Origin of the sequence: Sphingomonas pituitosa NBRC 102491 (assembly GCF_001598435.1) — a bacterium.
GTDB lineage: Bacteria > Pseudomonadota > Alphaproteobacteria > Sphingomonadales > Sphingomonadaceae > Sphingomonas > Sphingomonas pituitosa.
Genome location: NZ_BCYY01000030.1, coordinates 1 through 26666, shown reverse-complemented (window position 1 = coordinate 26666; position 26666 = coordinate 1). Strand labels below are relative to the sequence as shown.

Here is a 26666-nt window from a genome sequence, read left to right as displayed (position 1 = left end):
GCTCACGCCGCCAGCCGCAGCTCCAGCCGGCCCCAGATCTCGACCAGCGCATCCACCAGCTCGCGCATCATCGCTTCGTCATGCGCGGGGCCGGGGGTGAAGCGCAGTCGCTCGGTGCCGCGCGGGACGGTGGGGTAGTTGATCGGCTGGACGTAGACGCCGTATTCGGCGAGCAGCACGTCGCTGATCTTCTTGGCCTTCACCGGATCGCCGACCATCAGCGGCACGATGTGGGTGGTCGACGGCAGCACCGGCAGCCCGGCATCGGCCATCAACTGCTTGAGCGTCGCGGCGGCGGCCTGCTGGCCGTCGCGCTCGATGCTCGATGCCTTGAGGTGCCGCACGCTCGCCAGCGCGCCGGCGACCAGCACCGGCGACAGCGAGGTGGTGAAGATGAAGCCCGGCGCATAGCTGCGGATCACGTCGATGATCACCTGGTCGGCGGCGATATAGCCGCCCATCACGCCGAACGCCTTGCCCAGCGTGCCCTCGATGATCGTCAGGCGATCGGCAAGGCCTTCGCGATCCGAAATGCCGCCGCCGCGCGGGCCGTACATGCCGACGGCATGGACCTCGTCGAGATAGGTGAGCGCATTGTACTTGTCCGCCAGATCGCAGATCTCGGCGATCGGGGCGATGTCGGCGTCCATCGAATAGACGCTCTCGAACGCGATCAGCTTCGGCGCCGCGGGATCGTCGGCGGCGAGCAGTTCCTCGAGATGGGCGACGTCGTTGTGGCGCCACACCCGCTTTTCGCAGCCCGAATTGCGGATGCCCGCGATCATCGAGGCGTGGTTGAGCTCGTCCGAATAGATGATGCAGCCCGGCATCACCTTGGCGAGCGTCGCCAGCGTCGCCTCGTTCGAGACATAGCCCGAGGTGAACAGCAGCGCGTTTTCCTTGCCGTGCAGATCGGCCAGCTCGCGCTCGAGATCGACGTGATAATGGGTGTTGCCGCCGATGTTGCGGGTGCCGCCGGAGCCGGCGCCGACATCGTGCAGCGCCTCTTCCATCGCCTCGATCACCTTGGGGTGCTGGCCCATCGCGAGATAGTCGTTCGAGCACCACACCGTGATCGGCTTCGGCCCGTTATGCCCGGCGAAGCAGCGCGCATTGGGGAACATCCCCTTGTTGCGCAGGATGTCGATGAAGACCCGGTAACGCCCCTCGGCATGGAGGCGGTCGATGGCCTGGGTGAAGACCCGCGTATAGTCGATCGCGGGTGCGGATGCGTCTTGGCGCTGCATGGATTGGTTCTCTACGCCTAACTTTCCCGCAATTCCAGCACGTGAACCACCGTATATGCCCCACGCGGATTCGGGTGCACGGCGGGCGGGATCTGCACCTGAAACATAGGGTGGTGGCGCCCGGGAAGCAGCGGCGGCGCTCATGAAGAATCTTCACCGTACTGATCGAGGATTGCGCAAGATCAGCGAACTGCATCGCTGGTTGTGGTAAATATCGCGTATCGCGGGCGACTCGGGTGCAAGCAGGTCCGCTGCTGAGAGACGTCGGGCTCCCGCTTATGGCCGGAGGGCAGCCAATGGGTAAGAACGACACCGCATATTTCGAAAGGCGTGCCCGCCAGGAGCGCGAGCGCGCGCAGCGATGCGAGGATAGCAGTGCGCGGCGCATCCACGAGGAAATGGCGGATCGCTATACCGCCAAGCTCATCGTTCGCGATCCGCAGGCGGTGCTCGGCGATTTCGCCTGAAGCCTACAGCGTCTCGATTCGACTGAGCCCGTAGCGGGCGAGCGCGGGGGCCAGCAGGTCTGCGCGGTGATCGCGGGCGGTGAACACCGCCCGGCCCGGCGGCTGGTCTTCCGGCCAGCTCTGGTCCTGCGTGAGATGCGCGACGCGGCGCGCGATCCCCGGGCCGCCATCCACAAAGGCCATGCCTTCGCGCGCCGCGGCCCGCAATTCCGGTTCCAGGAGGGGGAAATGGGTGCAGGCGTTGACGATGACGTCGATATGGTCCCCGCCCGGCTGGCGGAAGAGGCCGTCGAGTTCGTTGGCGATCACCTCCGGCGCGATCGCCTCGCCCGCGAGCTTCGCCTCCGCGAGCTCGACCAGCGCGGCCGAGCCGTGGCGCAGCACCGTGCAGTCGCCGGCGAAGCGCGCGGCGAGGTCGTCGACATAGGGCTGGCGCACCGTCGCGGCGGTGCCGAGCACGCCGATGGTGCGGGTGCGGCTGATCTCCGCCGCGGGCTTGATCGCGGGCACGGTGCCGACGATCGGCAGGTCGAGCGCCGCGCGGACATGCTGGAGCGCGATCGTCGATGCGGTGTTGCAGGCGATCACGATCAGCCGGGGATCATAGCGTTCGGCGAGCCGCCCGAGCAGCGCCGGCACCCGGGCGGCGATCTCCGCCTCGCTCTTGGTGCCATAGGGAAACCCTGCGGAATCGGCGACATAGACCAGGGGCGCCCGGGGCAGCAGCGCGGCGGTGGGGCCCAGTACCGAAAGCCCGCCGACGCCGGAATCGAAGAAGAGGACGGGGCGACGATCAACCATGCACCCGCCATGGCCGAGCGGTGCCGCCGCCGTCAACGCGCGCGCGGATCTGCGCCTGCATGCAGATCATTGCGTTCGGGTAAGGGAAACGGCTAAACGCGGGAACGAAAGGGGGCCGCATTGCCCACGGAAGTTCCATGGATGGTCCCCGCGGGGGCCTTGTTGCTCGGCTATCTGCTGGGTTCGATCCCGTTCGGGGTGCTGCTGACGCGCGCCGCCGGGGCGGGAGACCTGCGCCAGATCGGATCGGGCAATATCGGTGCCACGAACGTGCTGCGCACCGGGCGCAAGGGCCTGGCGGCGGCGACGCTGCTGCTCGATATGGCCAAGGGCGCGGTGGCGGTGCTGCTCGCGGCGGCGTTCCTGCCGGGCACCGCTGCCCTGGCGGCGACCGCCGCCTTTATCGGCCATTGCTATCCCGTCTGGCTGCGGTTCCGCGGCGGCAAGGGCGTGGCGACGCTGATGGGCGTGGTGCTGGCGCTCTACTGGCCGTCCGGCCTCGTCTATGCGGCGGTGTGGCTGGGCCTTCTGGCGACGGTGCGCATCTCCTCGGTCTCCGGCATGGCGGCTGCGGTCAGCGCGCCGGTGAGCGCGGCGTTCTTCGGCCGCATCGATCTGGTGCTGATGCTGCTCGCGCTGGCGCTGATCGTGCTGTGGAAGCACCGCGAGAATATCGACCGGCTGCTCAGCGGGTCCGAACCCAGGGTCGGCAGCAAGCGTGGCTGACGGGCGGGAGCCGCGGCTGAGGCTGCTGCGCTCCGCCAATGTGGGCCCCGTCAGCTATGCGCAGCTGATCCGCCGCTACGGTTCGGCCGAAGCTGCGCTGGAGGCCCTGCCGATGCTCGCCGCGCGCGGCGGCGGCCGGGCACCGCAGATCGCCGATGCCGGGGCCGTGCGGCGCGAGATCGCCGCGGTCGAGCGGCTGGGCGCCCGCTATCTGTTCCTCGACGATCCCGCCTATCCGGCGCTGCTGGCCGAGCTGGAGAACGCGCCGCCTGCGCTGATCCTGCGCGGCAATGTCGCGCTGCTGGCCCGCCCCTGCGTCGCGATGGTCGGCGCGCGCAACGCCTCGGCGGCGGCGTGCCGCTTCGCGCGGCAGCTCGCCATCGGACTGGTGGAGCATGGCGCGACGGTGGTTTCCGGGCTGGCGCGGGGCATCGACACTGCCGCGCACCAGGGCGCGCTGGCGGGCGGCACCGTCGGCGTGATCGCCAGCGGCATCGACATCGTCTTCCCGCCGGAAAATGCCGCGCTGCAGGAACGGGTGGCGACGGAGGGCCTGCTCGTCACCGAGCAGCCGCCGGGCACCGAGCCGCTCGCGCGTTATTTCCCGGCGCGCAACCGCATCATCGCCGGCCTTTCGCTCGGTACGGTGGTGGTGGAGGCGGCACCGCGTTCCGGCAGCCTGATCACCGCCCGCATCGCGGCGGAGGCGGGGCGGGACGTGATGGCCGTGCCCGGCTCGCCGCTCGATCCGCGGGCGCAGGGATGCAACCTCCTGATCCGCGAAGGCGCGATCCTGGTCCAGTCGGCCGCGGACATCTGGGAAGCGGTGCGGCCGATCGATCCGCGCGGGGTGCGGGCGCCGGGCGGACGGTTCGGCGCTGCGCCCGGCGAGGATGCCAGCGACGCGGAGCGCCGCAGGGTGGCGGACCTGCTCGGCCCGGTGCCGGTCGCGGTCGACGAACTCATCCGCCAGTCCGGCTGTTCGCCGGCGGCGGTGCAGACGGTGCTGCTGGAGCTGGAGCTTGCCGGGCGGCTCGATCGCCACGCCGGCGCGCGGGTGTCGCTCCGGTAGAGCATTTTCAAGTTGCGTTTACGGTCGACGACTCGGAAAATGCGGCAATCAATGCGCCAGGCTCAGCGCAGGCCGAACGCCTGGAGATAATAGGCGCCGACGCCGTCGCCGATCAGCAGCTGGCCCGGCCCAAGCCGGCCCACCAGATAGGCGGCGCCGACGAGCAGCGACGCGAGCACCGAAACGATCGCAAGCATCGCGGTCCAGCGCGGGCCCGGTGCCGGACCGCCGCGGGCGGCGAGGATCAGGCCGGAAAAGGCGAGGAACTCGAACAGCGGGTAGAAGTCCAGGCGGTAGCGGAAGTTCATGCTGACCGCGCACAGCATCAGCCCGGCGGGGATGGCGAGGCCCAGCGCGATCGCGACGCTGCGCGCGCGATGGGCGGAGGACTGCCGGACCCAGCCCGCGACCGCAAGGCCGCCCAGCACCAGCAGCAGCGGATCGGTGAGCAGGAAGCTGCTGGGCGGCAGTTCCGCCGCGTCGATCCACTTCTGGCGGGTGGCGTCCAACAGCAGCTGCCCGTCGGCGCCGCGCAGCACCCACACCGGCGCGAAATAATAGACCAGGCCGAAGGGAATGCGGTGCAGGTTGAACAGCCCCTGCTCGGCCATCCGCACCAGCCGATCCGGGTACCAGGCGTTATAGTTGTAGTGATGATAGTCGGCGAAGGTGAGCGGATCGCCCCAGCGCCCCAGATTGACGAGCGCGGTCACGCCGCCCAGCAGCAGGAGCAGCAGCAGCGGGGCCGCCGCTGTCGCGAGCCAGCCGCGCAGGTCGGTGCGGTGGCGCAGGCTTTCCACGAGCAGCACGCCGCCGAATGCTGCGACCAGCCCGATGCCCAGCGACACGCGCGTCAGCATCGCCAGCCCCGCCGCCAGCGCCAGGACCAGCAGCGCGCCGCGGCCGAGCCCGCGCAGCTGGGCGTGGATCGCCGCGGCCACGAACAGCGCGCCCCATAGCGCCGCCCAGAAGCAGACCTCCTGGTACAGGCTGAGCCGCAGAAAGCAGACCTCCGCGCCGGAGAAGAGCAGTACCACGATCATCGCCCTGTCCAGCCATGCCGGCAGGCCGGGCAGTTCGGTGCGGATCAGCCGCAGCGTCCACAGCTTGGTCGCGGCCATGCCGACCAGCGCGACGAGGCAGGATCCGATCGTGAAATCCAGCGTCCGCCAGCCGGGGAACAGCGTGAAGGGCAGGCGCAGCAGCGCGGGCAGGATGCCCCAATAGGCCATGACCTGTCCGCCGACCGTGAACCCCTCGCGGCCGACGATCGCCGGATCGACGTCGAACCGCCCGCGGAGGAGGTGATCGAGCATCGAGTTGAAGGTGAGGTCGAGCGGATGCACTTCCCGCGGCACCAGTGCCAGCGCATAGCAGGCCATCACCGCGACGACGGCGAGCAGCAGTGGCCGGAGGCGGCGGATCGGGATGGATCGAAACGACATGCCGCGCCTTTGCCGCCTGGCGGCGCGGGCGGCAAGCGCGGGGCGCGGCGCGACGTTACGGCCGGCAACCACCTGCAAGGTGTTGCATATTCGCCACGCTCGCCAAGCATTTGCGTAACGCTGCGGAAACCTTTGCCCGCTGGCGTGTTACCGCGACTGGAAACCAATCCAATCCAAGGGATGTACTCGTATGCGTTCAGCGTTCATCGTCGCCATCGCGGCACTCGGCTTCACCGCCACGGCGGCCCAGGCCCAGGAAACCACCAGCAGCAACGGCACCAGCTTCCGCGGCATCCGCATCGAAGCGAACGCCGGTGGCGACCGCTTCCAGTCGCAGGGCAACCATAACGACAAGTTCGGCTATGGCGGCACCATCGGCTTCGACGGCCAGATCGGCGATCGCATCGTGATCGGCGCCGAGGGCAGCTACTGGCGCGCCAACGACTGGAACGAGAATTGCTCGGGCGCGAGCGGCGGCACCGTGTGCCACAAGTCGTTCGATGAATATGGCGCGGCGGTGCGCGCGGGCGTGCTCGCCACCCCGCAGCTGCTGATCTTCGCCAAGGGCGGCTATGTCGTCAATGAGCAGCGCAAGCGGCTCGATACGCCGACCGGCGGCTATTATGACCACTTCAACACCAGCGGCTACCAGGTCGGCGGCGGCGTCGAATATTCGCTGAGCGGCGAGGATGCCCGCATGCCGCTCTATGCGAACGTCCAGTATGTCCGCTCGCAGTATAACGACCATACCGCGCGTCAGCGCGTGATGGCCGGCGTCGGTCTGCGTTTCAAGTAAGCGTAGCGCAGTCGAACAAGGGGGTCGGGCGCGGCGAAGGCTGCGCCCGACCCTTTCGCGTGCGGGTCGTCGATACGGCGGGATGACTGCTGGCCCGGCATCGTCTATCGCCTGCGGCCGAAGGGCTCGGGGGAGACGGACGATACATAGTGGCGAATTTCTGGGCCGAGCCGGAGCCCTGCTGCGTGCCCATCCGCTCCCCGCCGCGCTGGCGATCGTGGCGATGGCGCTACCCTGGATCGCGATCGATGCTACCGGATCAGACCAACGATTGGGGCTGCTCTCGTCGCTGGTCGGCGTCTTTGCCCAGTTCCTGCTCACCAGCGCGCTGCTGCGGCGTGAAGGCGCGCATCATGCGTGGGGGCAGCCGGGCAGGGCGGGTGCGTTCTTTTTCGCCGGGATCGTCACCGGCCTCGCAATTGCCGCCGGGATGCTGCTGCTGATCCTGCCGGGCTTGTACCTCTACGCCCGCTGGCTGGTGACGGTGCCACTGATCGTCGGCGAAGGCGAGCGCGCGGGAGAAGCACTGCGCGCCAGCTGGCGCCGCATGGCACCGCACCTTCGGCCGGCCATCGTGGCGGTTGTCATCGTGCTCGCGCCCGGCGCGCTGGCCCTTGCCTTTCCGCTGATGGCATTCCCGGAAGATGCGCCAATGCCGATCTGGGCGGTGGTGGCGGTGGACCTGCTGATGGCGGGATGCATGGTTGCGAGCTGGTACCTCGCCGTCGCCGCGCATCTGCTGGTGCAGGCAGCGCCCCGCGCGCCGGCGACGCCGTAGACAGCCGGTACGCCGGGGGTGGCAACGCGCCCGCCGCCCCCTACATGCCGCTCGCAATACCCTCCCGAGGAGACACAAGCATGGCCGACGCCCCCGATCCCGCGAATAATCTGCCCGCCGGTTATGTGCCGCCCCAGGTGTGGGAATGGGCGCCGGGCAATGGCGGCCAGTTCGCCAACATCAACCGGCCGGTTTCGGGCGCGACCCACGAGAAGGAACTGCCGGTCGGCGAACACCCGATCCAGCTCTACTCGCTCGGCACGCCCAACGGGCAGAAGGTGACGATCCTGCTCGAGGAACTGCTCGCCGCGGGCCATGCGGGCGCCGAATATGATGCGTGGCTGATCAACATCGGCCAGGGCGACCAGTTCGGCAGCGGCTTCGTCGCGATCAACCCGAATTCGAAGATCCCGGCGATGGTCGACCGGTCGGAGACGCCGGCGCTGCCGATCTTCGAGAGCGGCGCGATGATGATTCACCTCGCCGAGAAGTTCGGCGCGTTCCTGCCGACCGATACGGCGACGCGCGCGCAGACGCTCAGCTGGCTGATGTGGCAGATGGGCTCGGCGCCGTTCCTGGGCGGCGGCTTCGGCCATTTCTTCGCCTATGCACCGATCAAGATCCAGTATGCGATCGATCGCTATGCGATGGAGGCGAAGCGCCAGCTCCACGTGCTCGACACGCATCTGGCGAGCAACCGCTACATGGTGGGCGACACCTACACGATCGCCGACATGGCGATCTTCCCCTGGTACGGCGCGGTGGTGCGCGGCGAGACCTATGCCGGGGCGGATGTGTTCCTGAACGCGCAGGAATATCCGAACCTGCTGCGCTGGGCGGCCGAGATCGCGGCGCGCGAGCCGGTGCAGCGTGGTCGCCTGGTCAATCGCGGCACCGGCCCGGAGGACCAGCGGGTTCCCGAACGCCATGCGGCACACGATATAGACGTGGTGCTGGAGCGGATGCGGGCCACCGCCTGAGCGCCACGACGACCGGCACGGCCCCCGCTTGACGCGGTGCGGTGCCGGTCTTCATCCTCGCACGCGTACACGTAGGGATCGGTCGAACCACTTCATGCAGCTTGTCATCGTCGAATCGCCCGCCAAGGCGAAAACCATCGAGAAGTATCTGGGCAAGGACTATCGCGTCCTCGCCAGCTACGGCCATGTCCGCGATCTGCCCGCCCGCGACGGGTCGGTGAACCCCGACGAATCGTTCGCGATGGAGTGGGAGACCTATGCGGACAAGGCGAAGCAGCTGAAGGCGATCACCGACGAGGCGAAGAAGGCCGACCGACTGATCCTCGCGACCGACCCTGATCGCGAGGGCGAGGCGATCAGCTGGCACGTGCAGGAAGTGCTGCGGCTGAAGAAGGCGCTCCCCAAGGAGGTCGAGCGCGTCACCTTCAACGCGATCACCAAGCCGGCGATCCTCCACGCGATGCAGCACCCGCGCGAGCTGGATACCGACCTGATCGACGCGTACCGCGCCCGCCGTGCGCTCGATTATCTGGTGGGGTTCACGCTCTCCCCGGTCTTGTGGCGCAAGCTGCCCGGGGCCAAGTCGGCCGGCCGCGTCCAGTCGGTGGCGCTGCGGCTGATCGTCGGGCGCGAGCGCGAGATCGAAAGCTTCGTCGCGCAGGAATATTGGTCGGTCATCGCCGAGATGGAATCGGACGGCACGCCGTTCCAGGCCCGCCTCGTCAAGTGGAAGGGCGAGAAGATCGACCGCCTGTCGATCGGCGACCAGGCCAGCGCCGAGGCCGCCAAGAAGGCGGTCGAGGAGGGCCGCTTCACGGTGGTCGCGGTCGAGACCAAGCCGGCATCCCGCAACCCGCCGCCGCCCTTCACCACCTCGACGCTGCAGCAGGAAGCCGCGCGCAAGCTCGGCTTCTCGGCCAGCCACACGATGCGGATCGCCCAGGCGCTCTACGAGGACGGCGCGATCACCTATATGCGTACCGACGGCGTCCAGATGGACCCGTCGGCGATCCAGGCGGCGCGCAAGGCGGTGGTCGATCGCTATGACGGCGCGTACGTGCCGGACAAGCCGCGCCAGTATCAGACCAAGGCCAAGAACGCCCAGGAAGCGCACGAGGCGATCCGCCCGACCGATTTCGGCAAGGACCGCGCCGGCTCCGGCGACCATGCCAAGCTGTACGATCTGATCTGGAAGCGCGCGCTCGCCAGCCAGATGGCGTCGGCGCGGATGGAGCGCACCACCGTCGATCTCGCCGACGGCACCGGCCAGCACGGCCTGCGCGCCACCGGCCAGGTGGTGCTGTTCCCCGGCTATCTCGCGCTCTACGAAGAGGGCAAGGACGACGAGGGCGACGAGGACAGCCGCCGCCTGCCGCGGATGAGCGAAGGCGCGTCGCCGGCGAAGAAGGCGGTGAATGCCGAGCAGCACTTCACCCAGCCGCCGCCGCGCTTCTCCGAAGCCTCGCTGGTCAAGCGGCTGGAAGAGCTCGGCATCGGCCGGCCGTCGACCTATGCCTCGATCATCCAGGTGCTCAAGGACCGCGCCTATGTGCGGGTGGAGAAGAACCGCTTCTTCGCCGAGGAGAGCGGCCGCCTGCTGACCGCGTTCCTCGAACGCTTCTTCGAGAAATATGTCTCGTTCGACTTCACCGCCGAGCTGGAGGAAGAGCTGGACGACGTCTCCGGCGGCCGTGCGGCGTGGCAGGCGGTGCTGGAAGCCTTCTGGCGCGACTTCAAGCCGCGCACCACCGAGGTGATGGAGCAGAAGCCCTCCGACATCACCGCGGCGCTCGACCAGTTCCTGGAGCCCTATCTGTTCCCCGCCAAGGCGGACGGCAGCGATCCGCGGCTGTGCCCGAATTGCGGGGTCGGCAAGCTTGCTCTTCGGGGCGGCCGGTTCGGCGCGTTCGTGGCGTGCTCCAACTATCCCGAGTGCAAATACACCCGCCGCTTCGGCCAGCCGGGCGGCGAGGGCAGCGAGGACACCGGTCCCGAAGTGCTGGGTCAGGACCCCGACACGGGGCTCAACGTCGAGCGCAAGTCGGGCCGGTTCGGGCCGTACATCCAGCTCGGCGAGGGCAAGGATGCGGCGCGCGCCTCGATCCCGAAGGATGTCGATCTCGATCTCGAATGGGCGCTCAAGCTGCTGAAGCTGCCGCGCACGATCGGCAACCATCCGGAGAGCGGCAACCCGATCACCGCCTCGATCGGCCGCTATGGCCCCTATCTGGCGCATGACGGCAAGTACGCCCGGCTCCAGTCGACCGCCGAGGTGTTCGAGACCGGCATGAATGCCGCGGTGGTCAAGCTGGCCGAAGCGGCGGCGGGCGGCGGGCGCCCGGCGCGCGGCGCGGCGCGCGAGCCGCTCAAGGTGTTCGGCAAGCATCCGCGCACCGAGGCCGAGATCAAGCTGATGGAAGGCCGCTACGGCGCCTATCTCACCGACGGCGAGACCAATGCGACGCTGCCCAAGACGATCGACAAGGACGCGCTGACGCTGGAGGAAGCCGCCCAGCTGATCGACGCAAAGGCGGCAGCGGGCCCGGCCAAGGGGAAGGCGAAGAAGAAGGCCCCGGCCAAGAAGGCCGCGGCGAAGAAGCCTGCGGCCAAGGCTGCCGCCAAGCCTGCCGCCAAGAAGGCGCCGGCGAAGAAGGTCGCAGCGAAGAAGACGGTGGCGGAGTAAGGGGCTCCCGCTTAGCCGTCATCCCGGCGAAAGTCGGGATCCATTCGCCACCAGGCCTTGGCAAGAGCCGAGACGCTGAAGGCAATGGATCCCGGCTTCCGCCGGGATGACGGAGCGGGTGAAGTGCGTCGTCACTTTGGAGGCAGCCCACGCTTTCGGCTGGCATTTCGCCGCAAAAGCCCCCACATCGCGGCCATGGCGTCGCCACCTCCTTCGATCATCCGCGTCATCGACCTCGAGACCACCGGCGACAAGCCGCCCCTCCATGCCGTCTGCGAGATCGGCTGGCAGGACGTCGCGCTCGGCGCCGACGGGCGCTGGGAGTTGCAGGGCGAGGGCGGTAGCCGCCTCGTCCATCCCGGCCGCGGAATCCCGCCGCTGACCATGGCCATCCACCATATCCGCGACGAGGACGTGGCCGACGCGCCCACTTGGCACGATGTCGCACGGCCCATCCTCGATCCCTGGCCGCGCCGGGTCGCGCTCGCCGCGCACCGCGCGAGCTTCGAGGAGCAGTTCTGCACGCCGGCGCTCACCCGCGGGGCCGACTGGATCTGCACCTGGAAATGCGCGCTGCGGCTGTGGCCGGACAGCCCGGGCTTCTCCAACCAGATGCTGCGCTACTGGCGCCGGCCCGAGGGCATGGAGCATGAACGCGGTCTGCCCGCGCACCGCGCCTTCCCCGACGCCTATGTCACCGCGTTCCACCTGCGCGACATGCTGAACGAGGCAAGCGTGGCCCAGCTGATCGAATGGTCGAGCCAGCCGGGCCTGCTGCCGCGCGTCCGCTACGGCCCCGATCGGGGCAAGGACTGGAGCGAGATTTCGGAGGATTCGCTGGAAGGCTTCCTCACCGATCGCGACGAGGATGTGCGCTTCACGGCGGAGACCGAACGCAACCGCAGGCGCGGCGGCGCGCCGGTGGGGCGGGGCGGATCGACGCAGCGGCTGTTGTTCTGAGCGCATTTCAAGCGCTCGCTCGCGCCGCGCCGTCTCAGCGGCCACCCACCAAAGGTTAGCCCCCTTTGGGGTTCCGCTGGGGCATCGCCTCCGCTAGAGGCCAATCCATGACCAGCAGCGACCAAGCCCCTGCCGGCCGGTTCGACGGCCGCGAGCACCGCTTTGCGCTGCGCGTCTATTTCGAGGACACCGATCTCACCGGTGTCGTCTACCATGCCAATTACCTGCGCTACCTGGAACGTGCCCGATCGGACATGCTCGACTGCGCAGGAATCGACCAGCGCGCCGTGTTCGAGGCGGGCGGCGGGGCCTATGCGGTCGCCGGGATGGACATCCGCTACCGTGCGCCGGCGAAACTCGGCGACACGCTGGTGGTTGTCAGCAGACTGACCCGATTGCGCGCCGCCGCCGTCGATATTCAGCAACGAGTCATGCGGGACGAAACCATAGTCGCCCAGGCAACCGTGGAGGTGGCGTTCGTCGCCCCCGGTGGTCGCCCGCGGCGGCAGCCGGCCGAGTGGCTGGCCGCGTTCGAACCGCTCGTGTGGAAGGAGAGTTAAGCGTCCATGTCGTCCGTCCCAACCGGTGCCGTCCTGTCACCGATCCATCTGTTCCTGGAAGCCGACATCGTCGTGAAGCTGGTCATGATCGGCCTGCTGCTCGCCAGCCTGTGGACCTGGACGATCATTATCGGCTTCGCGCTGAAGGTCAGCGGCCTGCGCAAGGAGATGCAGCGCTTCGAGATCGAGTATCGCGAGGCCGATGACTTCGACGAGTTCCACCGCCGCGCCGCCGGCCGCGACCAGCCGATCGCGCGCGTGTTCGCCGCCGGCGTCAGCGAATGGCGTCGCTCCACGGCCGGCAAGACGGTCGACCGCGAAGGCACGCGCGAGCGCCTGGCGACGGCGATGGGCGCGACGGTGGCGATGGAGATCGATCGGCTGTCGGATCGGCTGAACTTCCTCGCCACGGTGGGTTCGGTCGCCCCGTTCGTCGGGCTGTTCGGCACCGTCTGGGGCATCATGCGCAGCTTCACCGGCATCGCGGCGGCGCAGAGCTCGTCGCTCGCGGTCGTCGCGCCAGGCATCGCCGAGGCGCTGTTCGCCACCGCGATCGGCCTGTTCGCCGCCATTCCGGCGGTGATCGCGTACAACCGCTACAGCCACGCCGTGAACCGTGTCGAGGCACGCCTCAACCGCTTCGCCGACGGCTTCCACGCGACGCTGAGCCGCCGCCTGGAGATGGAGGGCTAAGCCGATGGGCATGCACCTCCCCTCCGGCAAGGGCCGTGGCCGCCGCGCGCCGATGGCCGAGATCAACGTCACGCCGCTGGTCGACGTGATGCTGGTGCTGCTGATCATCTTCATGGTGACAGCGCCGCTGCTGACCGCCGGCGTGCAGGTGAACCTGCCCGAAAGCCGCGCCAAGGCGCTCGACCAGGAACAGAAGCCGGTCCAGATCTCGATCGACGACAAGGGCCAGGTGTTCCTCGACAACGACGCGGTGAGCGATGCCGAACTGCCTGCGAAGCTGGCAGCGATCGCCGCGAAGAAGGGCCCCGACGGCAAGCCAGCCGCCATCTATCTGCGCGGCGATACCGCGCTCGGCTATGGCAAGGTGATGCGGGTGATGGGCGAGCTGAACCAGGCCGGCCTGAACAAGGTGTCGCTGCTCACCGAGCCGAGCGACCAGCGCTGAGGTGAGCGATACCATGGACCGAAGCGAGCGGATCGGGCTCGGCGTCTCCATCGCGGCGCACGCCGCGGTGTTCGCCGCGCTGTCGCTCAGCCTTTTGAAGACGCCGCCGCAGGAGCCGCCCAAGGCGATCCCGATCGAGATCTCGCTGGCCGAGAAGGTGGGGCTGGAAAGCAGCGCCCCGGTGCCGAGCCAGGAGGAGCTGGCCGCGAAGAAGTCGCCGGTCGAGGCGCCGGTGGAGCCCGAGGCCGCGCCGCCGCCGTCCCCGGAGCCGCAGCCGCAGCCCAAGCCGCAACCGGCGCCGCCGCAGCCCCAGCCGGTGCCCCAGCCCAAGCCGCAGCCGCCGCAGCCCAAACCGGCCCCGGCGCCGAAGCCGCAACCGCCGCAGCCCAAGCCTGCCCCGGCCGAAAAGCCGCAGCCGGCCAAGCCCGCCCAGCCCGCCAAGCCGGCCCCGCCGTCCAAGGCTGCGCCTGCCAAGCCGAGCAATGCGCCGTCGCAGAGCGCCGCGACCGGCAGCGCGCGCCGGCCGGTGAAGCCGACCGGCAACCTTGCCGGGCTCGATCTCGGCCGCTCGAACAACAAGACCGCCAGCACCGCGCTGCAGAACCCCGGCAGCAAGGCCTCGGCCGAGGACGTGGCGAGCTTCCGCGGTGCGATCGCGCGGCAGATTCAGCCCTGCGCGAACCGCCAGGTCACCCCCGGGCCGGGCGCCGAGCGCATCCGCGTGCTGCTGCGCGTGAACTTCAATCCGGACGGCTCGCTGGCGGGCGATCCGGACATTACCGGCGTACAGGGGAACGATGCGACCAATGGTCGGTATGTGGAGCGGGTGAAGGATCTGGCGATCGCCACCTTCAAGGGCTGCACGCCGATCCGTGGGCTGCCCGCCAGCCTCTACGCCGTGCCGAGCGGCTGGAAGAGCCTGGCGTTCAGCTACAAGCTGCCTGGATGAGGATGAAGCGATGAAATTCAAGTTTGTGGCACTTGCGACGGTCTGCCTCGCGACTGCGGCCCATGCCCAGACCACGCCGCCGCCGATCGCCAACAGCCCGGAGGCGCAGGCGCAAGGCGCCCAGCAGGCCGGGGCGCAGCCGGTGATCGACATCGTCGGCGGCATCTCCGCGCCGATGCCGATCGCGATCCCGACGATGCCGACCTCGGCGGTGGTCGATACGCCGGCCGGCTCGACCGACGTGCTCGGGCAGAAGCTCGCCGAGATCATCACCAACGATCTGCGCGGCTCGGGGCTGTTCACCCCCGTGCCCCCGGCGCAGCTGCGCACCGTCGCCTTTTCGGAAGTGACCGCGCCCGCCTATGACTATTGGGGCGGCACGGGCGCGCAGTCGCTGGTGCAGGGCTATGTCCGCGCCAATTCGAACGGCACGCTGACGGTGGGCTGCTATCTCTACGACGTGTCGTCGAAGGTCGAGCTGGTCCGCCAGGGCTTCGTGGTGTCGCCGGGCGACTGGCGCCGTGCGGGGCACAAATGCGCCGACGCGATCTATGCGCGCCTCACCGGCGAGGGCCCCTATTTCGACACCCAGGTGGTCTACATCGCCGAAAGCGGGCCGAAGAACCGCCGCCGCAAGCAGCTGGCGATCATGGACCAGGACGGTGCCAACCACCGCTTCCTCACCAACGGCCAGTCGATCACGCTGACCCCGCGCCTCTCGCCCAGGCTCGACGCGATCCTGTACATGAGCTTCGAGCGCGACCGCCCGTCGATCCACATCTACGACCTCAGCTCGCGGCAGGACCGCACGCTGGTCTCCAACATCGCGCTCAACTTCGCGCCGCACTGGTCGCCCGATGCGCGCTGGGTGCTGTTCTCGATGTCGGTCGGCAGCAATACCGATCTCTACCGCGTGCCGGCGAGCGGCGGCACGCCGCAGCGGCTGACCAACTCGCCGGGCATCGATACCGGCGGGTCCTATTCGCCCGACGGCTCCAAGATCGTGTTCGAGAGCGATCGCGGCGGCACCCAGCAGCTCTATGTGATGAACGCGGACGGATCGAACCAGCACCGCATCAGCTTCGGCGGCGGGCGCTATGCGGCCCCGGCGTGGAGCCCGCGCGGCGACCAGATCGCCTTCACCCGCATGGGCGGCGGCGCGTTCCGCATCGGCGTGATGAACCCCTCGGGCGGCGGCGAGCAGCTGCTCACCAACAGCTGGGGCGACGAAGGGCCGAGCTGGGCGCCCAACGGTCGCGTGATCATCTTCTTCCGCTCGGCACAGGGATCGGGCCGCCCCGACCTGTGGACCGTCGACCTCACCGGCCGCGCGACACGAAAAGTGCCGACCCCGCTCGACGGTTCGGATCCGAATTGGGGCGCCGTGCGTCCCTGACATCCAGTAGAAACTCTAACGTAACGAATGCGCGGCATGCGCGACACCCGTAAAAGGAGGATTTCATGACCAAGCTCGTCCCCAGCCTGATGCTCGGCGTGGCGCTCGTCGCCACCGCGGCCTGCTCGAAGAAGCCGCCGAAGGACCTGCCGCCCGCGCCGACCGAGACCCCGACCGCGCCGAGCCAGCCGTACGGCAATGGCGAGACGACGCAGGCGACCCCGCTCTCCGAGCAGTTCCGCCGCGAAGTGACGAGCGACACGATCCACTTCGGCCTCGACCAGTATGACGTCGACCAGGAATCGCGCGCGATTCTCGACAGCCAGGCGAAGTGGCTGGCCGCGCACCCGGCCGTGCGCATCACCCTGGAAGGCCATTGCGACGAGCGCGGCACCCGCGAATACAACCTGGCGCTCGGCGACCGCCGCGCCAACGCCGCGAAGAACTATCTGGCGGCGCAGGGCGTCTCGGCCGATCGCATCACCACGATCAGCTACGGCAAGGAGCGCCCGATCGCGACCGGCTCGGACGAAGCCAGCTGGGCGCAGAACCGCCGCGCGGTCACGCTCGTCCTGAACTGAGGACCGGCGGAAACGCCAAGGGATCGGCCGCCGGGGCGAAGGCTCCGGCGGCCTTTTTCGTGCCCGCCGATGCCGCTTGTCGGCCCCTCCAATTCGATATAAATATGATATCATAATTCAGGAGGGAAAAATGACGGACATACGGAGCGCAACATCCGCGTTGCGGCAGAGCAGCGAACGGGTCGCGCACACGACCAGCGGCTATGGCATGCTGCTGATCGCCTTGGCGGCGCTGGTGGCGGGGGGGCTCGCCTTCACCCAGATCGATCGCCTGCCCGATTGGCTGGTGGTCGGCTGGATCGTCGCGGCATCGCTGGTGCTGCTGTTCGTCCTGTGCGGATTCTACCTGCTCCAGCCCAACCAGGCGGCGGCGATCCTGCTGTTCGGCGATTATCGCGGCACCGATCGCACCACCGGGCTGCGCTGGTCGTGGCCCTGGCTGATCAAGACCAAGGTCTCGGTGCGCGCCAACAACATGATCTCGGACAAGATCAAGGTGAACGATCTGCGCGGCAACCCGATCGAGATGGCGGCACAGGTGGTGTGGCGGGTGACCGACACCGCCCAGGCGCTGTTCGACGTCGACGACTACAAGGCGTTCGTGAACGTCCAGATCGAGGCGGCGGTGCGCACCATCGGTTCGCGCTATCCCTATGACGATTTCGAGCATCAGGAAGTCACGCTGCGCGGCAACCATGGCCAGGTGGGCGGCGAACTGCGTGCCGAGCTGATCGCGCGGCTGCTGGTCGCAGGCATCACCGTCGACGAGTGCGGCTTCACCCACCTTGCCTATGCGCAGGAGATCGCCGGCGCGATGCTGCGGCGCCAGCAGGCCCAGGCGGTGGTCGCCGCGCGCAAGACGCTGGTCGAAGGCGCGGTGGGGATGGTCGAGATGGCGCTGGAGCAGCTCTCCGCCAAGAATGTCGTCGAGCTGGATGACGAGCGCCGCGCGGCCATGGTGTCGAACCTGATGGTCGTGCTGTGCGGCGAGCGCGACACCCAGCCGGTCGTCAATGCTGGCTCGCTCTACCAGTAAGGCCGTGTGGTGAGCGCTCCCCCACCCAAGAAGGCGTTTCCGCTCCGCCTCGATCCGGCGCTCTACGCCGCGATCGAACGGAGCGCGGCGAACGACCTGCGCAGCGTCAATGCGCAGGTGGAGTGCCTGCTGCGCGAGGCGCTGGCGCGGCGCGGGGTGAAGCTCGCCGATCCGGTGCGGCCCAAGCGCGGCCGCCCGCCCAAGGGGTCCCAAGGAGACGAGGAATGACCAAGGATCATGTGCGCGACGGCTATTGGTTCAAGCCCAAGGCATTCGGCTATGGCGCCACGCCGGTGACGTGGCAGGGCTGGCTGATCGTAGCCGGCTTCGTCCTGCTGGTCGGGGCGATTACCCGCTTCGCGCTGCCGCAGCATCCGCTGTTCCTGGTGCTGCTCACGCCCGTCGCGCTCGCGCTTGTCTGGATCACGCGGATCAAGACCGACGGCGACTGGCGCTGGCGGGCCTGAGCCTCAGGCGGCGAGGGCGACGGCCGGCCCGTCGCCCTCGTCGTTGGCGGCCGGGCGGGCGGGGCGCCGGGTGCGCCGGGTGCGGGGCAGGCGACGCCCGAAGCGCGCCGTCATCCAGTGGCGCAGGCCCTGCACCCGCAGCGTGGTGAACACGGCGATGGCGGTTACCGCCACATCCAGCAGGGTGCCGAGTTCGAGCATGCCGGCACCCGCCACGATATCCGGACCGAGCATCGCCAGGAACAGCCTGCCCTCGGCCTCCATCAGCCACAGGATCAAGGCGGCGCCGGCGAGGAGGCACAGGACCAGCAGCACGTCGCCGCGCGACCAGCGGCCGCACCAGCGGGCAGGTGCCTCCACCAGCACGCGGCGCAGGGTACGGCCGACCGGCGTATCGCCGGCGACCAGCAGCGCAAACCAAAGCAGCAACAGCGTCGTCTGGATCATCCCCATACCCCCATCCTTTCGCGTGAAGTTGGGAAGCGGATCGAGGATTGCCAGCACCCTGCGCCGAAAATCGCTTTCTCCGCTGCACTGTTCCGCTTATGTACCGGCCATGCCGCTGCCTGCCCGCACCCTGCCGCCGATCTCCGCCGCCGCCTTCGGGGAGTGCCGCCGATGATCGCGCACCTGCGCGGGGCGCTGGCCTCCAGCGGCGCCGATCATGCGGTGATCGACGTGAACGGCGTCGGCTATCTCGTCGGCGCCTCGGCCAAGACGCTCGACAAGCTGGGCGCGGTGGGCGAGCAGGTCACCATCCATACCGAGATGCTGGTCAGCGAGGATTCGATCCGGCTGATGGGCTTCGCCACTGCCGACGAGCGCGACTGGTTCAAGCTGCTCACCAGCGTGCAGGGCGTGGGCGCAAAGGTGGCGCTGGCGATCCTTTCGATCCTCGCACCGGAGGAACTGCGCACCGCCGTCGCGCGGGCCGACGCGGCGACGATCGCGCGGGCCAACGGCGTGGGGCCGAAGCTCGCCCAGCGCATCGTCAACGAGCTGAAGGACAAGGCCGGCGGCCTCGCGCTGGGCGGCACGGGCGCGGCAGCGGCACCCAGCGGCGGCGCGGCGGCGGACGCGGTATCGGCGATGCTCAATCTCGGCTTCCGGCCCGCCGAGGCGAGCGCGGCGGTGAACGCCGCCAGCGACGAGCTTGGGCCCGCGGCGACGCTCGATGCGCTGGTCCGCCTCGCGCTGCGCAAGGCGGCGAAGTAGGGACCCCATGGAAATCGAAGTATCCGCCGAGGCCAAGGACAAGCGCCTCAACCGCCGCGTCGCGATCACGGTCGTGATACTCTCCGTCGCGACGGGGCTGTGCAACATCAAGGACGGTAACATCGTCCAGGCGATGCAGCAGGCGCAGTCGGGCTCGGTCGACCTCTGGAACGAATATCAGGCGACCAAGACCAAGCAACATCTCGCCGAGACCAGCCGCGCGCAGATCGCCGCCATTGCCCCGGATCCGGCGAAGGTCGCACCTATCCTGAAGGGGCTCGACGCGGATATCGCCAAGTACAAGGCGGAGGCGCCCCAGCTCGCCCGGCAGGCCAGGGCGCAGGCCGCGCAATATGACGCGCTTAACGTGCATGACGACCAGTTCGACGCCAGCGACGCGGCGATCGCCACCGCCATCTCGGTCGCGGCCGTGTCGGCCTTGGCGGAGAGCGGCTGGCTGCTGGCGGTCGCCTGGGTGTTCGGCGGGTTCGGGCTGTTCATGGGGCTGTGCGGCTTTGCCGGCTGGGGCTTTCATCCCGACGTGCTGAGCACGTTGCTGGGATGAAGGGGGCCTTCCTCCGTCCTACCCGCAACGGGGAGGATCTAGAAGCGAAGCGGCGTCGGCAGCGCCTCGCCGGCGAAATGCGCGTCGAGGTTCGCCAGCACCAGTGCCGCCATCGCGCCCCGTGTTTCCTGCGTGGCGCTGCCCTGGTGCGGGGCGAGCACCACCTGCTCCAGCGATCGCAGCGCCTCGGGCACGTGCGGCTCGTCGGCGAACACGTCCAGCCCGGCGCCGGCGATGGTGCCCGTCCACAGCGCGGTGACCAGGGCGTCCTCATCGACCAGGCTGCCGCGTGCGACATTGACCAGCACGCCCGCCGGTCCCAGCTTGTCCAGCACCGCCGCGTCGACGACATGTGCCGTTGCCGCGGTGCCGGGGGCCGCCAGAATCAGCACGTCGCTTTCCTCGGCCAGGCTGGCGATGTCAGGCACGTAGCGCCAGCGCACCGGCTTGGGGCTGCGGGCGGTGTACAGAAGCTCGCGTGCGAACGGCGCGGCGCGTTCGGCGATCGCGGCGCCGATCTTGCCCATGCCGAAAATGCCGATGCGGCGGCCGCTCGCATGGCGACCGAGCGGTGCCTTCCAGCCGCCGCGGCGCACCAGCGCATCGTTCGCGGCGATCCGGCGCTGCACCGCCAGCATCAGCCCGATGGCGAGATCGGCGACGTCTTCGGTCAGCACGTCGGGCGTGGTCGATACCCGGACGCCGCGCGCACGCAGCGCGTCCAGGTCGAGCCCGTCATGGCCGACGCCGTTGATCGCGACGATCTCCAGCGCGGGCAGCCGATCGAGCATCGCCGCATCCAGCTGCAATTGTCCGCCGCCGACGATCGCGCGGGTGGTCGCGGGCGGGGTGCCCTGGTGCAACGTGAAGCGCCGTGCGAGTTCGGCGCGGAGCGAGTCGGACAGGGCAGTCGCAACGTACAGATCAACCATGCGCGCCAGGATGCGCGCTTCGCCGCGGCTTTGCCAGTCCAGCCAATCGACCGGCGCGCGCGCGGCGGCTACAATGTGATTTCCTTGCCATGACCGACACCGATCGCCTCCTCACCGCCGGCCGACGCACCGAAGACGTCGATGCCGCGCTGCGCCCGAAATCGCTCGACGAATTTGTCGGGCAGAAGGCGGCGCGCGAGAATCTCCGCGTGTTCATCGATGCCGCCAGGGCGCGCGGCGATGCGCTGGACCATGTGCTGTTCTTCGGGCCTCCGGGCCTCGGAAAGACGACGCTCGCCCAGATCATCGCGCGCGAGATGGGGGTGGGGTTCCGCTCCACCTCGGGGCCGGTGATCGTCAAGTCGGGCGACCTCGCCGCGCTGCTCACCAATCTCGAGGACGGCGACGTGCTGTTCATCGACGAGATCCACCGCCTCAATCCGGCGGTGGAGGAGGTGCTGTACCCGGCGATGGAGGACCGCGCGCTCGACCTGATGATCGGCGAGGGCCCCTCGGCACGAAGCGTTCGGATCGAGCTGCCGCGCTTCACGCTGGTCGGCGCGACGACGCGGCAGGGCCTGTTAACGACGCCGCTGCGCGACCGCTTCGGCATCCCGGTGCGGCTGCAATTCTACACCGTGGACGAACTGGAGCGGGTGGTGACCCGGGCGGCCGGACTGCTCGGCCTTGCGATTTCGTCCGACGGTGCGCGGGAGGTGGCGCGGCGCTCGCGCGGTACGCCGCGCATCGCCGGGCGGCTGCTGCGCCGGGTTCGCGACTTCGCCAATGTGTTCGGCGAGGCGGTGGTGCATGCCAAGGTCGCCGACGCGGCGCTCAACCGGCTGGAGGTGGACGGGCTTGGGCTCGACGCGATGGACCGGCGCTATCTGATGATGATCGCCGACGTCTATCGCGGCGGCCCGGTGGGGGTGGAGACGCTCGCCGCCGGCCTCAGCGAGCCGCGCGACACCGTCGAGGAAGTGATCGAGCCCTATCTGATCCAGCTCGGCCTGATCGCGCGGACGGCGCGCGGGCGGTGCCTGAATGGGCCGGGGTGGAAGCATCTCGGGCTCAACCCGCCGGCAGGATCGCAGGACGGGCTGTTCGACTGAAGGGGTACCCATCCTACCCTTGGCGGCAGGGCTGTCGCATGTGAGTCCCGGGGGATGTCAGCGCCTCCAAAACCATCGTCATCCCGGCGAAAGCCGGGATCCATTGCCCTGAGCGCTGGGGGAACGAACCGTCCCTTCAGTGCCAATGGATCCCGGCTTCCGCCGGGATGACGGCATCCCTTGGCCATATGCGATTGCCCTGCCCCGCGGGGGAGGATGCGCAAATGGTCAGGCGCCGTGCTCGAAGCCGAGCCGCTCCGGCAGCGGGAGCGGGGTGCCGGCGTGGTGGAGCGTCAGGCCGCCGCCGGTGCTGAACGATCCGATGCACGTCGCCGCCAGCGGCAGCAGCAGGCCGGGCGGCGCGGCGAAGAGCAGCTCGTAATCGTCGCCTGCGGTCGCGGCGGCGAGGCGTGCGTCGCGATCCCGTCCGCGCACCGCCTGATAGTCCGCCGAGAGCGGCACGGCGGCGAGGTCGATCGTCACCGCCAGACCGCTTGCCGCGGCCATGCGGGCCGCATCGATCAGCAGGCCGTCGGACACGTCCATCATCGCATCGACACCGGTGGCGAGCGCCTGCCCCTCGGCGAGGCGCGGCGTCGGCCGCCGGTAGCGGGCGAGCAGCGTCGCCGGGCCCTCGCCCGACTGCGCGACCGCAAGACCCGCGCCGCCGTCGCCGATCGTGCCGGTGACGTAGAGCAGGTCGCCCGGTTGCGCGCCGCTGCGGGCAGGCGCACGGGAGGAGCGGCCGAGTGCGGTCAGGGACAGGGTGCGCGGGGTGCCGGCCGGCGCCTTCACCGTATCCCCGCCGATCAGCGGGCAGGCGAAGGCCGTCAGCGCCGCCTCCAGCCCCGCCAGAAACGCGCCGTCCCAGGCATCATCGCCCGCGAGTGGATAGCCGAGCAACACGCCTTCCGGCACCGCGCCCTTGGCGGCGAGGTCGGACAGGTTCACCGCCACCAGCTTCCACGCGACATCCTCCGCCGGATCGCCCGGCAGATAGTGGACGCCCTCCACCAGCACGTCATGGGTGACGACGAGGTCGCCGAGCACGGCGGTATCGTCGCGCAAGCCCCGCGCGCCGGGATGGAGCGGCAGGTGGCGCAGATAGGCGAGGAACGCGGCTTCGTTCATCCCGCCCGGCACGGGGCAGGCGCGCGCATCAGGCGCGGGCTTCCTTGGCGATCGCGTCCAGAATGCCGTTCACGAACCCCTTTTCGCGGCGATCGTAGAAGGCGTCCGTCACGTCGAGATATTCGCTGATCACCGCGGCGGTCGGCACATCGGGGCGGGCGAGCAGCTCATAGGTGCCGGCGCGCAGGATCTGGCGCATCGGCTTGTCGAGTCGCTCCAGCGTCCAGCCGGTGGTGAGCTTGGCGGCGATGATGCCGTCGATCTCCGCACGGCGCGCATCGGCGCCGCTGACGATATCGTCGAAGAACGCGATGTCGGCATCGGCATATTCGACGTCCTCGATGATCGCGCCGAGCCGGTGCTGGTGGAACTCGTGCAGCAGCGCAGGGATCGAGGTGCCCTCCATCTCGCGCTGGTAGAGTGCCTGGACGGCGCCAAGGCGCGCGGCGGCGCGGGCCTTGGAGCGGGAACGTGCTTGGGGACTGGCCATAATCTTACTCTATCACTTTAGGCGGATCGCCACCGACTTTGCGTGCGCGGGCAGGCCTTCGGCTTCTGCGAGCGCAACGGCAGCGGGGCCGATCGCGGCGAGCCCGGACGGATCCAGGCTCAGGAACGAAGTGCGCTTCATGAAATCGAGCACCGAAAGGCCCGATGCGAAGCGCGCGCGCCGCCCGGTGGGCAGCACATGGTTGGGGCCGGCGACATAATCGCCGACGGCTTCGGGGGTGTAGCGCCCGAGGAAGACCGATCCGGCATGGCGGACCATGTCGAACAGCGCCTCGGCATCGTCACAGGCGAGTTCGAGATGCTCGGGCGCGAGGCGATCGACCAGCGGCATCGCGGTGGGCAGGTCCGGCACGACGATGATCGCACCGTTCGCGTCCCAGCTGGTGCGCGCGGTGGCGCCTGTCGACAGCGTCGCGATCTGCGCGTCCACCGCGGCGGCAACCTTGTCGGCGAAGGCTGCGTCGTCGGTGAACAGGATCGACTGGCTGGTGGGGTCGTGCTCGGCCTGGCTGAGCAGGTCGGCGGCGATCCAGTCGGGATCGTTCTTGCCGTCCGCCACCACCACGATCTCGGACGGGCCCGCGACCATGTCGATGCCGACCACGCCGTAGAGCTGGCGCTTGGCCTCGGCCACCCAGGCATTGCCCGGGCCGGTGACGACGTCGACCGGCGCGATCGTGTCCGTGCCATAGGCGAGCGCGGCCACCGCCTGCGCACCGCCGACGCGGTACAGCTCGTCGACGCCCGCGACATGCGCGGCGGCGAGGACCAGCGGGTTCACTTCGCCGTTGGGTGTGGGCGTGACCATCACCAGCCGGCGCACGCCCGCCGCCTTGGCGGGAATGGCGTTCATCAGCACCGAGCTGGGGTAGGCCGCGCGCCCACCGGGGACGTACACGCCCGCTGCGTCCACCGGCGTCCAGCGCGCGCCGAGGCGGATGCCCTGCGCGTCGGTTTCGTCGCGATCCTCGGGGCGCTGCTTGGAGTGGTAGACCGCGATCCGCTCGGCGGCGAGTTCGAGCGCGTCGCGCAATTCGGGGGTCAGCCCCTCGTAAGCGGCGAGGCAGTCGGCGCGGTCGATCGTCCAGCCCGAGCGATCGAGATCGTGCTTGTCGAACAGCCGGGTCAGGTCGCGCAGCGCGACATCGCCTTCGTCGCGGACGCGCTTGATGATGTGGGTGACGTTGCGCGCGACATCGTCGTCGGCCTCGCGGCGGGCGTTGACCAGCGCGGTGAAGGCGTCGGCGAAACCGGCGTCGGTGGAATCGAGGCGGATCATGCCACGGCCTTTCGGAAGCCGTCCACCAGGGGCACGACTTCGCTGGCGCGCGTCTTGAACGCGGCGCGGTTGACGATCAGGCGGCTGGTCACCTGGGCGATGACCTCCACTTCGACGAGGCCGTTTTCCTGCAGCGTGCGGCCCGAGGAGACGAGGTCGACGATGCGCGGGGCGAGGCCCAGTACCGGCGCCAGCTCCATCGCGCCGTTGAGCTTCACGCATTCGGCCTGCACGCCGCGCGCCTCGAAATGGGCGCGGGTGATGTGCGGATATTTGGTCGCGACGCGGACATGGCTCCAGCCGCGCGGATCGTCCTGCGCGGCGAGCGCCACCGGCTCGGCGACCGAGATGCGGCAATGGCCGATCCCCAGGTCCACCGGCGCATAGAGTTCGGAATAGTCGAACTCGGCGAGCACGTCCGAACCCACAATGCCCAGATGTGCGGCGCCGTGCGCGACGAAGGTCGCCACGTCGAAGGCGCGCACCCGGATCAGGTCGATCGCCGGGTTGTTGGTCGCGAAACGCAGCGCGCGCGAGTTCTTATCGGAAAAGGCGGCTTCGGGCACGATGCCGACGGCCGCCAGCAAGGGCAGCGCCTCTTCGAGAATCCGGCCTTTCGGCACGGCAAGGATCAACGGCTCGGTCATGGGTGCGGGGGCTTTACTTGGGGGGCGCCATGGGCGCAACAGGCGCCAAAGGGAGATGCGCATGGCAACCGAAGCCGAGAACCGCAAGAGTTTTGCCGTCCAGGCGGGCTATTGCGCGGCGATGGACGCGCCGATCACCGCGCGCATCTGTACCGCGCTGGGGCAGGGCATCAGCCGTGCGAGCGAAACCGGCCGGCGCGTGCTCGACTGGCCGGGGGAGCCGGTGGCCGACGCGCTGGTGCTGCGGCTGGTCGGCGGGCTGCACGCGCTGCACCGGCGCGGCGTGCCCGAGCTGCGCCGCATCTTCACCGGCGAGGAGACCGATCCCGGCCGGATCGGCGCGGCGTTCGACGCGGTGCTGTGCGCTTATGACCTGCCGCTGATGCCGTGGCTCTACGGCCCGCCCCAGACCAACGAGGCGGCGCGGTCGAACGGGTTGATGACCGGGCTGCTCCATCTGGCGCAGCGCTACGGCCCGCGCATCGACGTGCTGGAGATCGGGTCGAGCGCGGGGCTGAACCTGATGCTCGGCCGCTATCGCTTCGATCTGGGCGGCGTTGCGGTCGGTCCGGCCGAGTCGTCGCTGGCGCTGCGGCCTGAATGGCGGGGCAGCCCGCCGCCCGCCGTGCCGGTGGAGATCGTGTCCGCACGGGGCGTCGACATCGCCCCGCTCGACCTTGCCGACGATCGCGATGCCGATCGGCTGCAGGCCTATGTGTGGGTCGACGCGGTCGAGCGGCAGGCGCGGCTGGAGACGGCGATCGCCATGCTCCGCGCCGCGCCTGTGCGGCTGGAGCGCGGCGACGCCGCCGAATGGCTGGCCGCGCGCCTTGCCGAGCCGCAGCCCGCGGGCGTCACCCGCGTGCTGCTGCATTCGGTGGTCTGGCAGTATCTGCGACCCGAAGCGCAGGCGCGCATCGCCGCGATGATGGAGACGGTGGGTGCCGCCGCAACGCCCGAGCGCCCGCTCGGCTGGCTGATGATGGCGCCCAATCGCGATCTCGCGGCACAGGAGGTGCGCGTGCGCGGCTGGCCCGGCGATACGCCGATGGAACTGGTCGCGCGCACCCATGCGCACGGCGCCTGGGTAGAGGGGCTGGCGCCGCCCTTCGATACGCAGCCCTATGTCATGCGGGCCCAGGCCGTGACCTCATGAACGGCTGCCTTCGACAGCGCGGCTGAATGTCCGAACA

The 26666-nt window shown here is 69.3% G+C and carries 30 protein-coding genes; 21 read left to right on the top strand and 9 right to left on the bottom strand.

Annotation, left to right across the window (positions count from 1 at the left end; genetic code table 11):
- Window positions 1–2 precede the first annotated feature (2 nt).
- Entirely contained in the window at window positions 3–1247 is a 1245-nt protein-coding gene (hemA, locus tag SPI01S_RS19275; RefSeq protein WP_066726586.1) for a 5-aminolevulinate synthase, read from the bottom strand.
- A gap of 296 nt (window positions 1248–1543) precedes the next feature.
- On the opposite strand from hemA, the gene SPI01S_RS22485 reads away from it, so the two are divergent.
- The gene (locus tag SPI01S_RS22485) at window positions 1544–1714 is read left to right on the top strand and encodes a hypothetical protein (protein WP_157084802.1); all 171 of its coding nucleotides are present in this window, start codon (window positions 1544–1546) and stop codon (window positions 1712–1714) included.
- A gap of 3 nt (window positions 1715–1717) precedes the next feature.
- Here the strand turns inward: SPI01S_RS22485 and murI are convergent, their stop codons facing one another.
- Window positions 1718–2515: a glutamate racemase gene (murI, locus tag SPI01S_RS19270; RefSeq protein ID WP_066726585.1), complete on the bottom strand. Its 798-nt coding sequence runs from the start codon at window positions 2513–2515 to the stop codon at window positions 1718–1720.
- 141 nt (window positions 2516–2656) lie between these two features.
- On the opposite strand from murI, the gene plsY reads away from it, so the two are divergent.
- Together plsY and dprA are read left to right on the top strand one after the other, a co-directional pair.
- A complete protein-coding gene (gene plsY, locus SPI01S_RS19265) occupies window positions 2657–3241 on the top strand; it encodes a glycerol-3-phosphate 1-O-acyltransferase PlsY (protein ID WP_066726584.1) in 585 nt (194 codons plus the stop codon).
- Complete coding sequence (gene dprA / locus SPI01S_RS19260; protein ID WP_066726581.1) at window positions 3234–4313, top strand: DNA-processing protein DprA; 1080 nt, start codon at window positions 3234–3236, stop codon at window positions 4311–4313. The genes plsY and dprA overlap by 8 nt, the downstream gene beginning before the upstream one ends.
- 62 nt (window positions 4314–4375) lie before the next feature.
- Here dprA and SPI01S_RS19255 read toward each other — a convergent pair whose 3' ends face one another.
- On the bottom strand, window positions 4376–5758 hold the full coding sequence (locus SPI01S_RS19255) for a hypothetical protein (protein ID WP_066726580.1): 1383 nt from the start codon (window positions 5756–5758) through the stop codon (window positions 4376–4378).
- Window positions 5759–5948: 190 nt separating this feature from the next.
- On the opposite strand from SPI01S_RS19255, the gene SPI01S_RS19250 reads away from it, so the two are divergent.
- From SPI01S_RS19250 to SPI01S_RS19185, 14 genes are all read left to right on the top strand, one after another.
- On the top strand, window positions 5949–6554 hold the full coding sequence (locus SPI01S_RS19250) for an outer membrane protein (protein WP_066726579.1): 606 nt from the start codon (window positions 5949–5951) through the stop codon (window positions 6552–6554).
- A 223-nt stretch (window positions 6555–6777) separates the two neighbouring features.
- The gene (locus SPI01S_RS19245) at window positions 6778–7332 is read left to right on the top strand and encodes a glycerophosphoryl diester phosphodiesterase membrane domain-containing protein (RefSeq protein ID WP_157084801.1); all 555 of its coding nucleotides are present in this window, start codon (window positions 6778–6780) and stop codon (window positions 7330–7332) included.
- A gap of 80 nt (window positions 7333–7412) precedes the next feature.
- A complete protein-coding gene (gene yghU / locus SPI01S_RS19240) occupies window positions 7413–8312 on the top strand; it encodes a glutathione-dependent disulfide-bond oxidoreductase (RefSeq protein ID WP_066726576.1) in 900 nt (299 codons plus the stop codon).
- A 94-nt stretch (window positions 8313–8406) separates the two neighbouring features.
- Window positions 8407–10995, top strand: coding sequence for a type I DNA topoisomerase (gene topA / locus SPI01S_RS19235; RefSeq protein ID WP_066726575.1), 2589 nt, complete (start codon window positions 8407–8409; stop codon window positions 10993–10995).
- A 195-nt stretch (window positions 10996–11190) separates the two neighbouring features.
- Window positions 11191–11955, top strand: a complete 765-nt coding sequence (locus SPI01S_RS19230; protein ID WP_066726574.1) for an exonuclease domain-containing protein — start codon at window positions 11191–11193, stop codon at window positions 11953–11955.
- A 107-nt stretch (window positions 11956–12062) separates the two neighbouring features.
- Complete coding sequence (locus SPI01S_RS19225) at window positions 12063–12515, top strand: YbgC/FadM family acyl-CoA thioesterase (protein ID WP_066726568.1); 453 nt, start codon at window positions 12063–12065, stop codon at window positions 12513–12515.
- Window positions 12516–12521: 6 nt separating this feature from the next.
- Window positions 12522–13208: a protein TolQ gene (tolQ, locus tag SPI01S_RS19220; protein WP_066726566.1), complete on the top strand. Its 687-nt coding sequence runs from the start codon at window positions 12522–12524 to the stop codon at window positions 13206–13208.
- A gap of 4 nt (window positions 13209–13212) precedes the next feature.
- Window positions 13213–13653, top strand: a complete 441-nt coding sequence (gene tolR / locus SPI01S_RS19215; RefSeq protein WP_066726564.1) for a protein TolR — start codon at window positions 13213–13215, stop codon at window positions 13651–13653.
- A gap of 13 nt (window positions 13654–13666) precedes the next feature.
- Window positions 13667–14602 (top strand): cell envelope integrity protein TolA, encoded by a 936-nt coding sequence (gene tolA, locus SPI01S_RS22845; protein ID WP_066726625.1) that lies wholly within the window; start codon window positions 13667–13669, stop codon window positions 14600–14602.
- A 10-nt stretch (window positions 14603–14612) separates the two neighbouring features.
- Entirely contained in the window at window positions 14613–15998 is a 1386-nt protein-coding gene (tolB, locus tag SPI01S_RS19205; protein ID WP_066726562.1) for a Tol-Pal system beta propeller repeat protein TolB, read from the top strand.
- A gap of 65 nt (window positions 15999–16063) precedes the next feature.
- The gene (pal, locus tag SPI01S_RS19200) at window positions 16064–16579 is read left to right on the top strand and encodes a peptidoglycan-associated lipoprotein Pal (protein WP_066726560.1); all 516 of its coding nucleotides are present in this window, start codon (window positions 16064–16066) and stop codon (window positions 16577–16579) included.
- Between the two features lie 130 nt (window positions 16580–16709).
- The gene (locus tag SPI01S_RS19195; RefSeq protein ID WP_066726558.1) at window positions 16710–17615 is read left to right on the top strand and encodes an SPFH domain-containing protein; all 906 of its coding nucleotides are present in this window, start codon (window positions 16710–16712) and stop codon (window positions 17613–17615) included.
- Window positions 17616–17624: 9 nt separating this feature from the next.
- Window positions 17625–17843, top strand: a complete 219-nt coding sequence (locus SPI01S_RS19190) for a type II toxin-antitoxin system antitoxin (protein ID WP_066726624.1) — start codon at window positions 17625–17627, stop codon at window positions 17841–17843.
- Window positions 17840–18082, top strand: a complete 243-nt coding sequence (locus SPI01S_RS19185) for a hypothetical protein (RefSeq protein WP_066726556.1) — start codon at window positions 17840–17842, stop codon at window positions 18080–18082. Before SPI01S_RS19190 ends, SPI01S_RS19185 begins: the two co-directional genes overlap by 4 nt.
- Window positions 18083–18085: 3 nt before the next feature.
- Here SPI01S_RS19185 and SPI01S_RS19180 read toward each other — a convergent pair whose 3' ends face one another.
- A complete protein-coding gene (locus tag SPI01S_RS19180) occupies window positions 18086–18535 on the bottom strand; it encodes a hypothetical protein (protein ID WP_066726554.1) in 450 nt (149 codons plus the stop codon).
- 165 nt (window positions 18536–18700) lie between these two features.
- Between SPI01S_RS19180 and ruvA the strand changes: the two genes are divergently transcribed.
- Together ruvA and SPI01S_RS19170 are read left to right on the top strand one after the other, a co-directional pair.
- Window positions 18701–19297: a Holliday junction branch migration protein RuvA gene (gene ruvA / locus SPI01S_RS19175; protein ID WP_066726552.1), complete on the top strand. Its 597-nt coding sequence runs from the start codon at window positions 18701–18703 to the stop codon at window positions 19295–19297.
- 7 nt (window positions 19298–19304) lie between these two features.
- A complete protein-coding gene (locus SPI01S_RS19170) occupies window positions 19305–19862 on the top strand; it encodes a DUF4337 domain-containing protein (RefSeq protein WP_066726550.1) in 558 nt (185 codons plus the stop codon).
- Window positions 19863–19900: 38 nt separating this feature from the next.
- On the opposite strand, the gene SPI01S_RS19165 is transcribed toward SPI01S_RS19170, so the two are convergent.
- The gene (locus tag SPI01S_RS19165) at window positions 19901–20794 is read right to left on the bottom strand and encodes a 2-hydroxyacid dehydrogenase (protein WP_174539134.1); all 894 of its coding nucleotides are present in this window, start codon (window positions 20792–20794) and stop codon (window positions 19901–19903) included.
- An 89-nt stretch (window positions 20795–20883) separates the two neighbouring features.
- On the opposite strand from SPI01S_RS19165, the gene ruvB reads away from it, so the two are divergent.
- Window positions 20884–21906: a Holliday junction branch migration DNA helicase RuvB gene (gene ruvB, locus SPI01S_RS19160; protein ID WP_066726546.1), complete on the top strand. Its 1023-nt coding sequence runs from the start codon at window positions 20884–20886 to the stop codon at window positions 21904–21906.
- A 228-nt stretch (window positions 21907–22134) separates the two neighbouring features.
- On the opposite strand, the gene thiL is transcribed toward ruvB, so the two are convergent.
- Genes thiL through hisG form a run of 4 tightly spaced genes read right to left on the bottom strand, consistent with a single transcriptional unit; the run spans window position 22135 to window position 25473 of the window.
- On the bottom strand, window positions 22135–23037 hold the full coding sequence (thiL, locus tag SPI01S_RS19155) for a thiamine-phosphate kinase (protein ID WP_066726544.1): 903 nt from the start codon (window positions 23035–23037) through the stop codon (window positions 22135–22137).
- Between the two features lie 28 nt (window positions 23038–23065).
- On the bottom strand, window positions 23066–23527 hold the full coding sequence (nusB, locus tag SPI01S_RS19150; protein WP_066726542.1) for a transcription antitermination factor NusB: 462 nt from the start codon (window positions 23525–23527) through the stop codon (window positions 23066–23068).
- A gap of 12 nt (window positions 23528–23539) precedes the next feature.
- Complete coding sequence (gene hisD, locus SPI01S_RS19145) at window positions 23540–24826, bottom strand: histidinol dehydrogenase (RefSeq protein ID WP_066726539.1); 1287 nt, start codon at window positions 24824–24826, stop codon at window positions 23540–23542.
- Complete coding sequence (hisG, locus tag SPI01S_RS19140) at window positions 24823–25473, bottom strand: ATP phosphoribosyltransferase (protein ID WP_010543220.1); 651 nt, start codon at window positions 25471–25473, stop codon at window positions 24823–24825. Before hisG ends, hisD begins: the two co-directional genes overlap by 4 nt.
- Before the next feature lie 61 nt (window positions 25474–25534).
- Here hisG and SPI01S_RS19135 point away from each other — a divergent pair, with 61 nt between their 5' ends.
- Window positions 25535–26629: a DUF2332 domain-containing protein gene (locus SPI01S_RS19135; RefSeq protein WP_066726623.1), complete on the top strand. Its 1095-nt coding sequence runs from the start codon at window positions 25535–25537 to the stop codon at window positions 26627–26629.
- Window positions 26630–26666 lie beyond the last annotated feature (37 nt).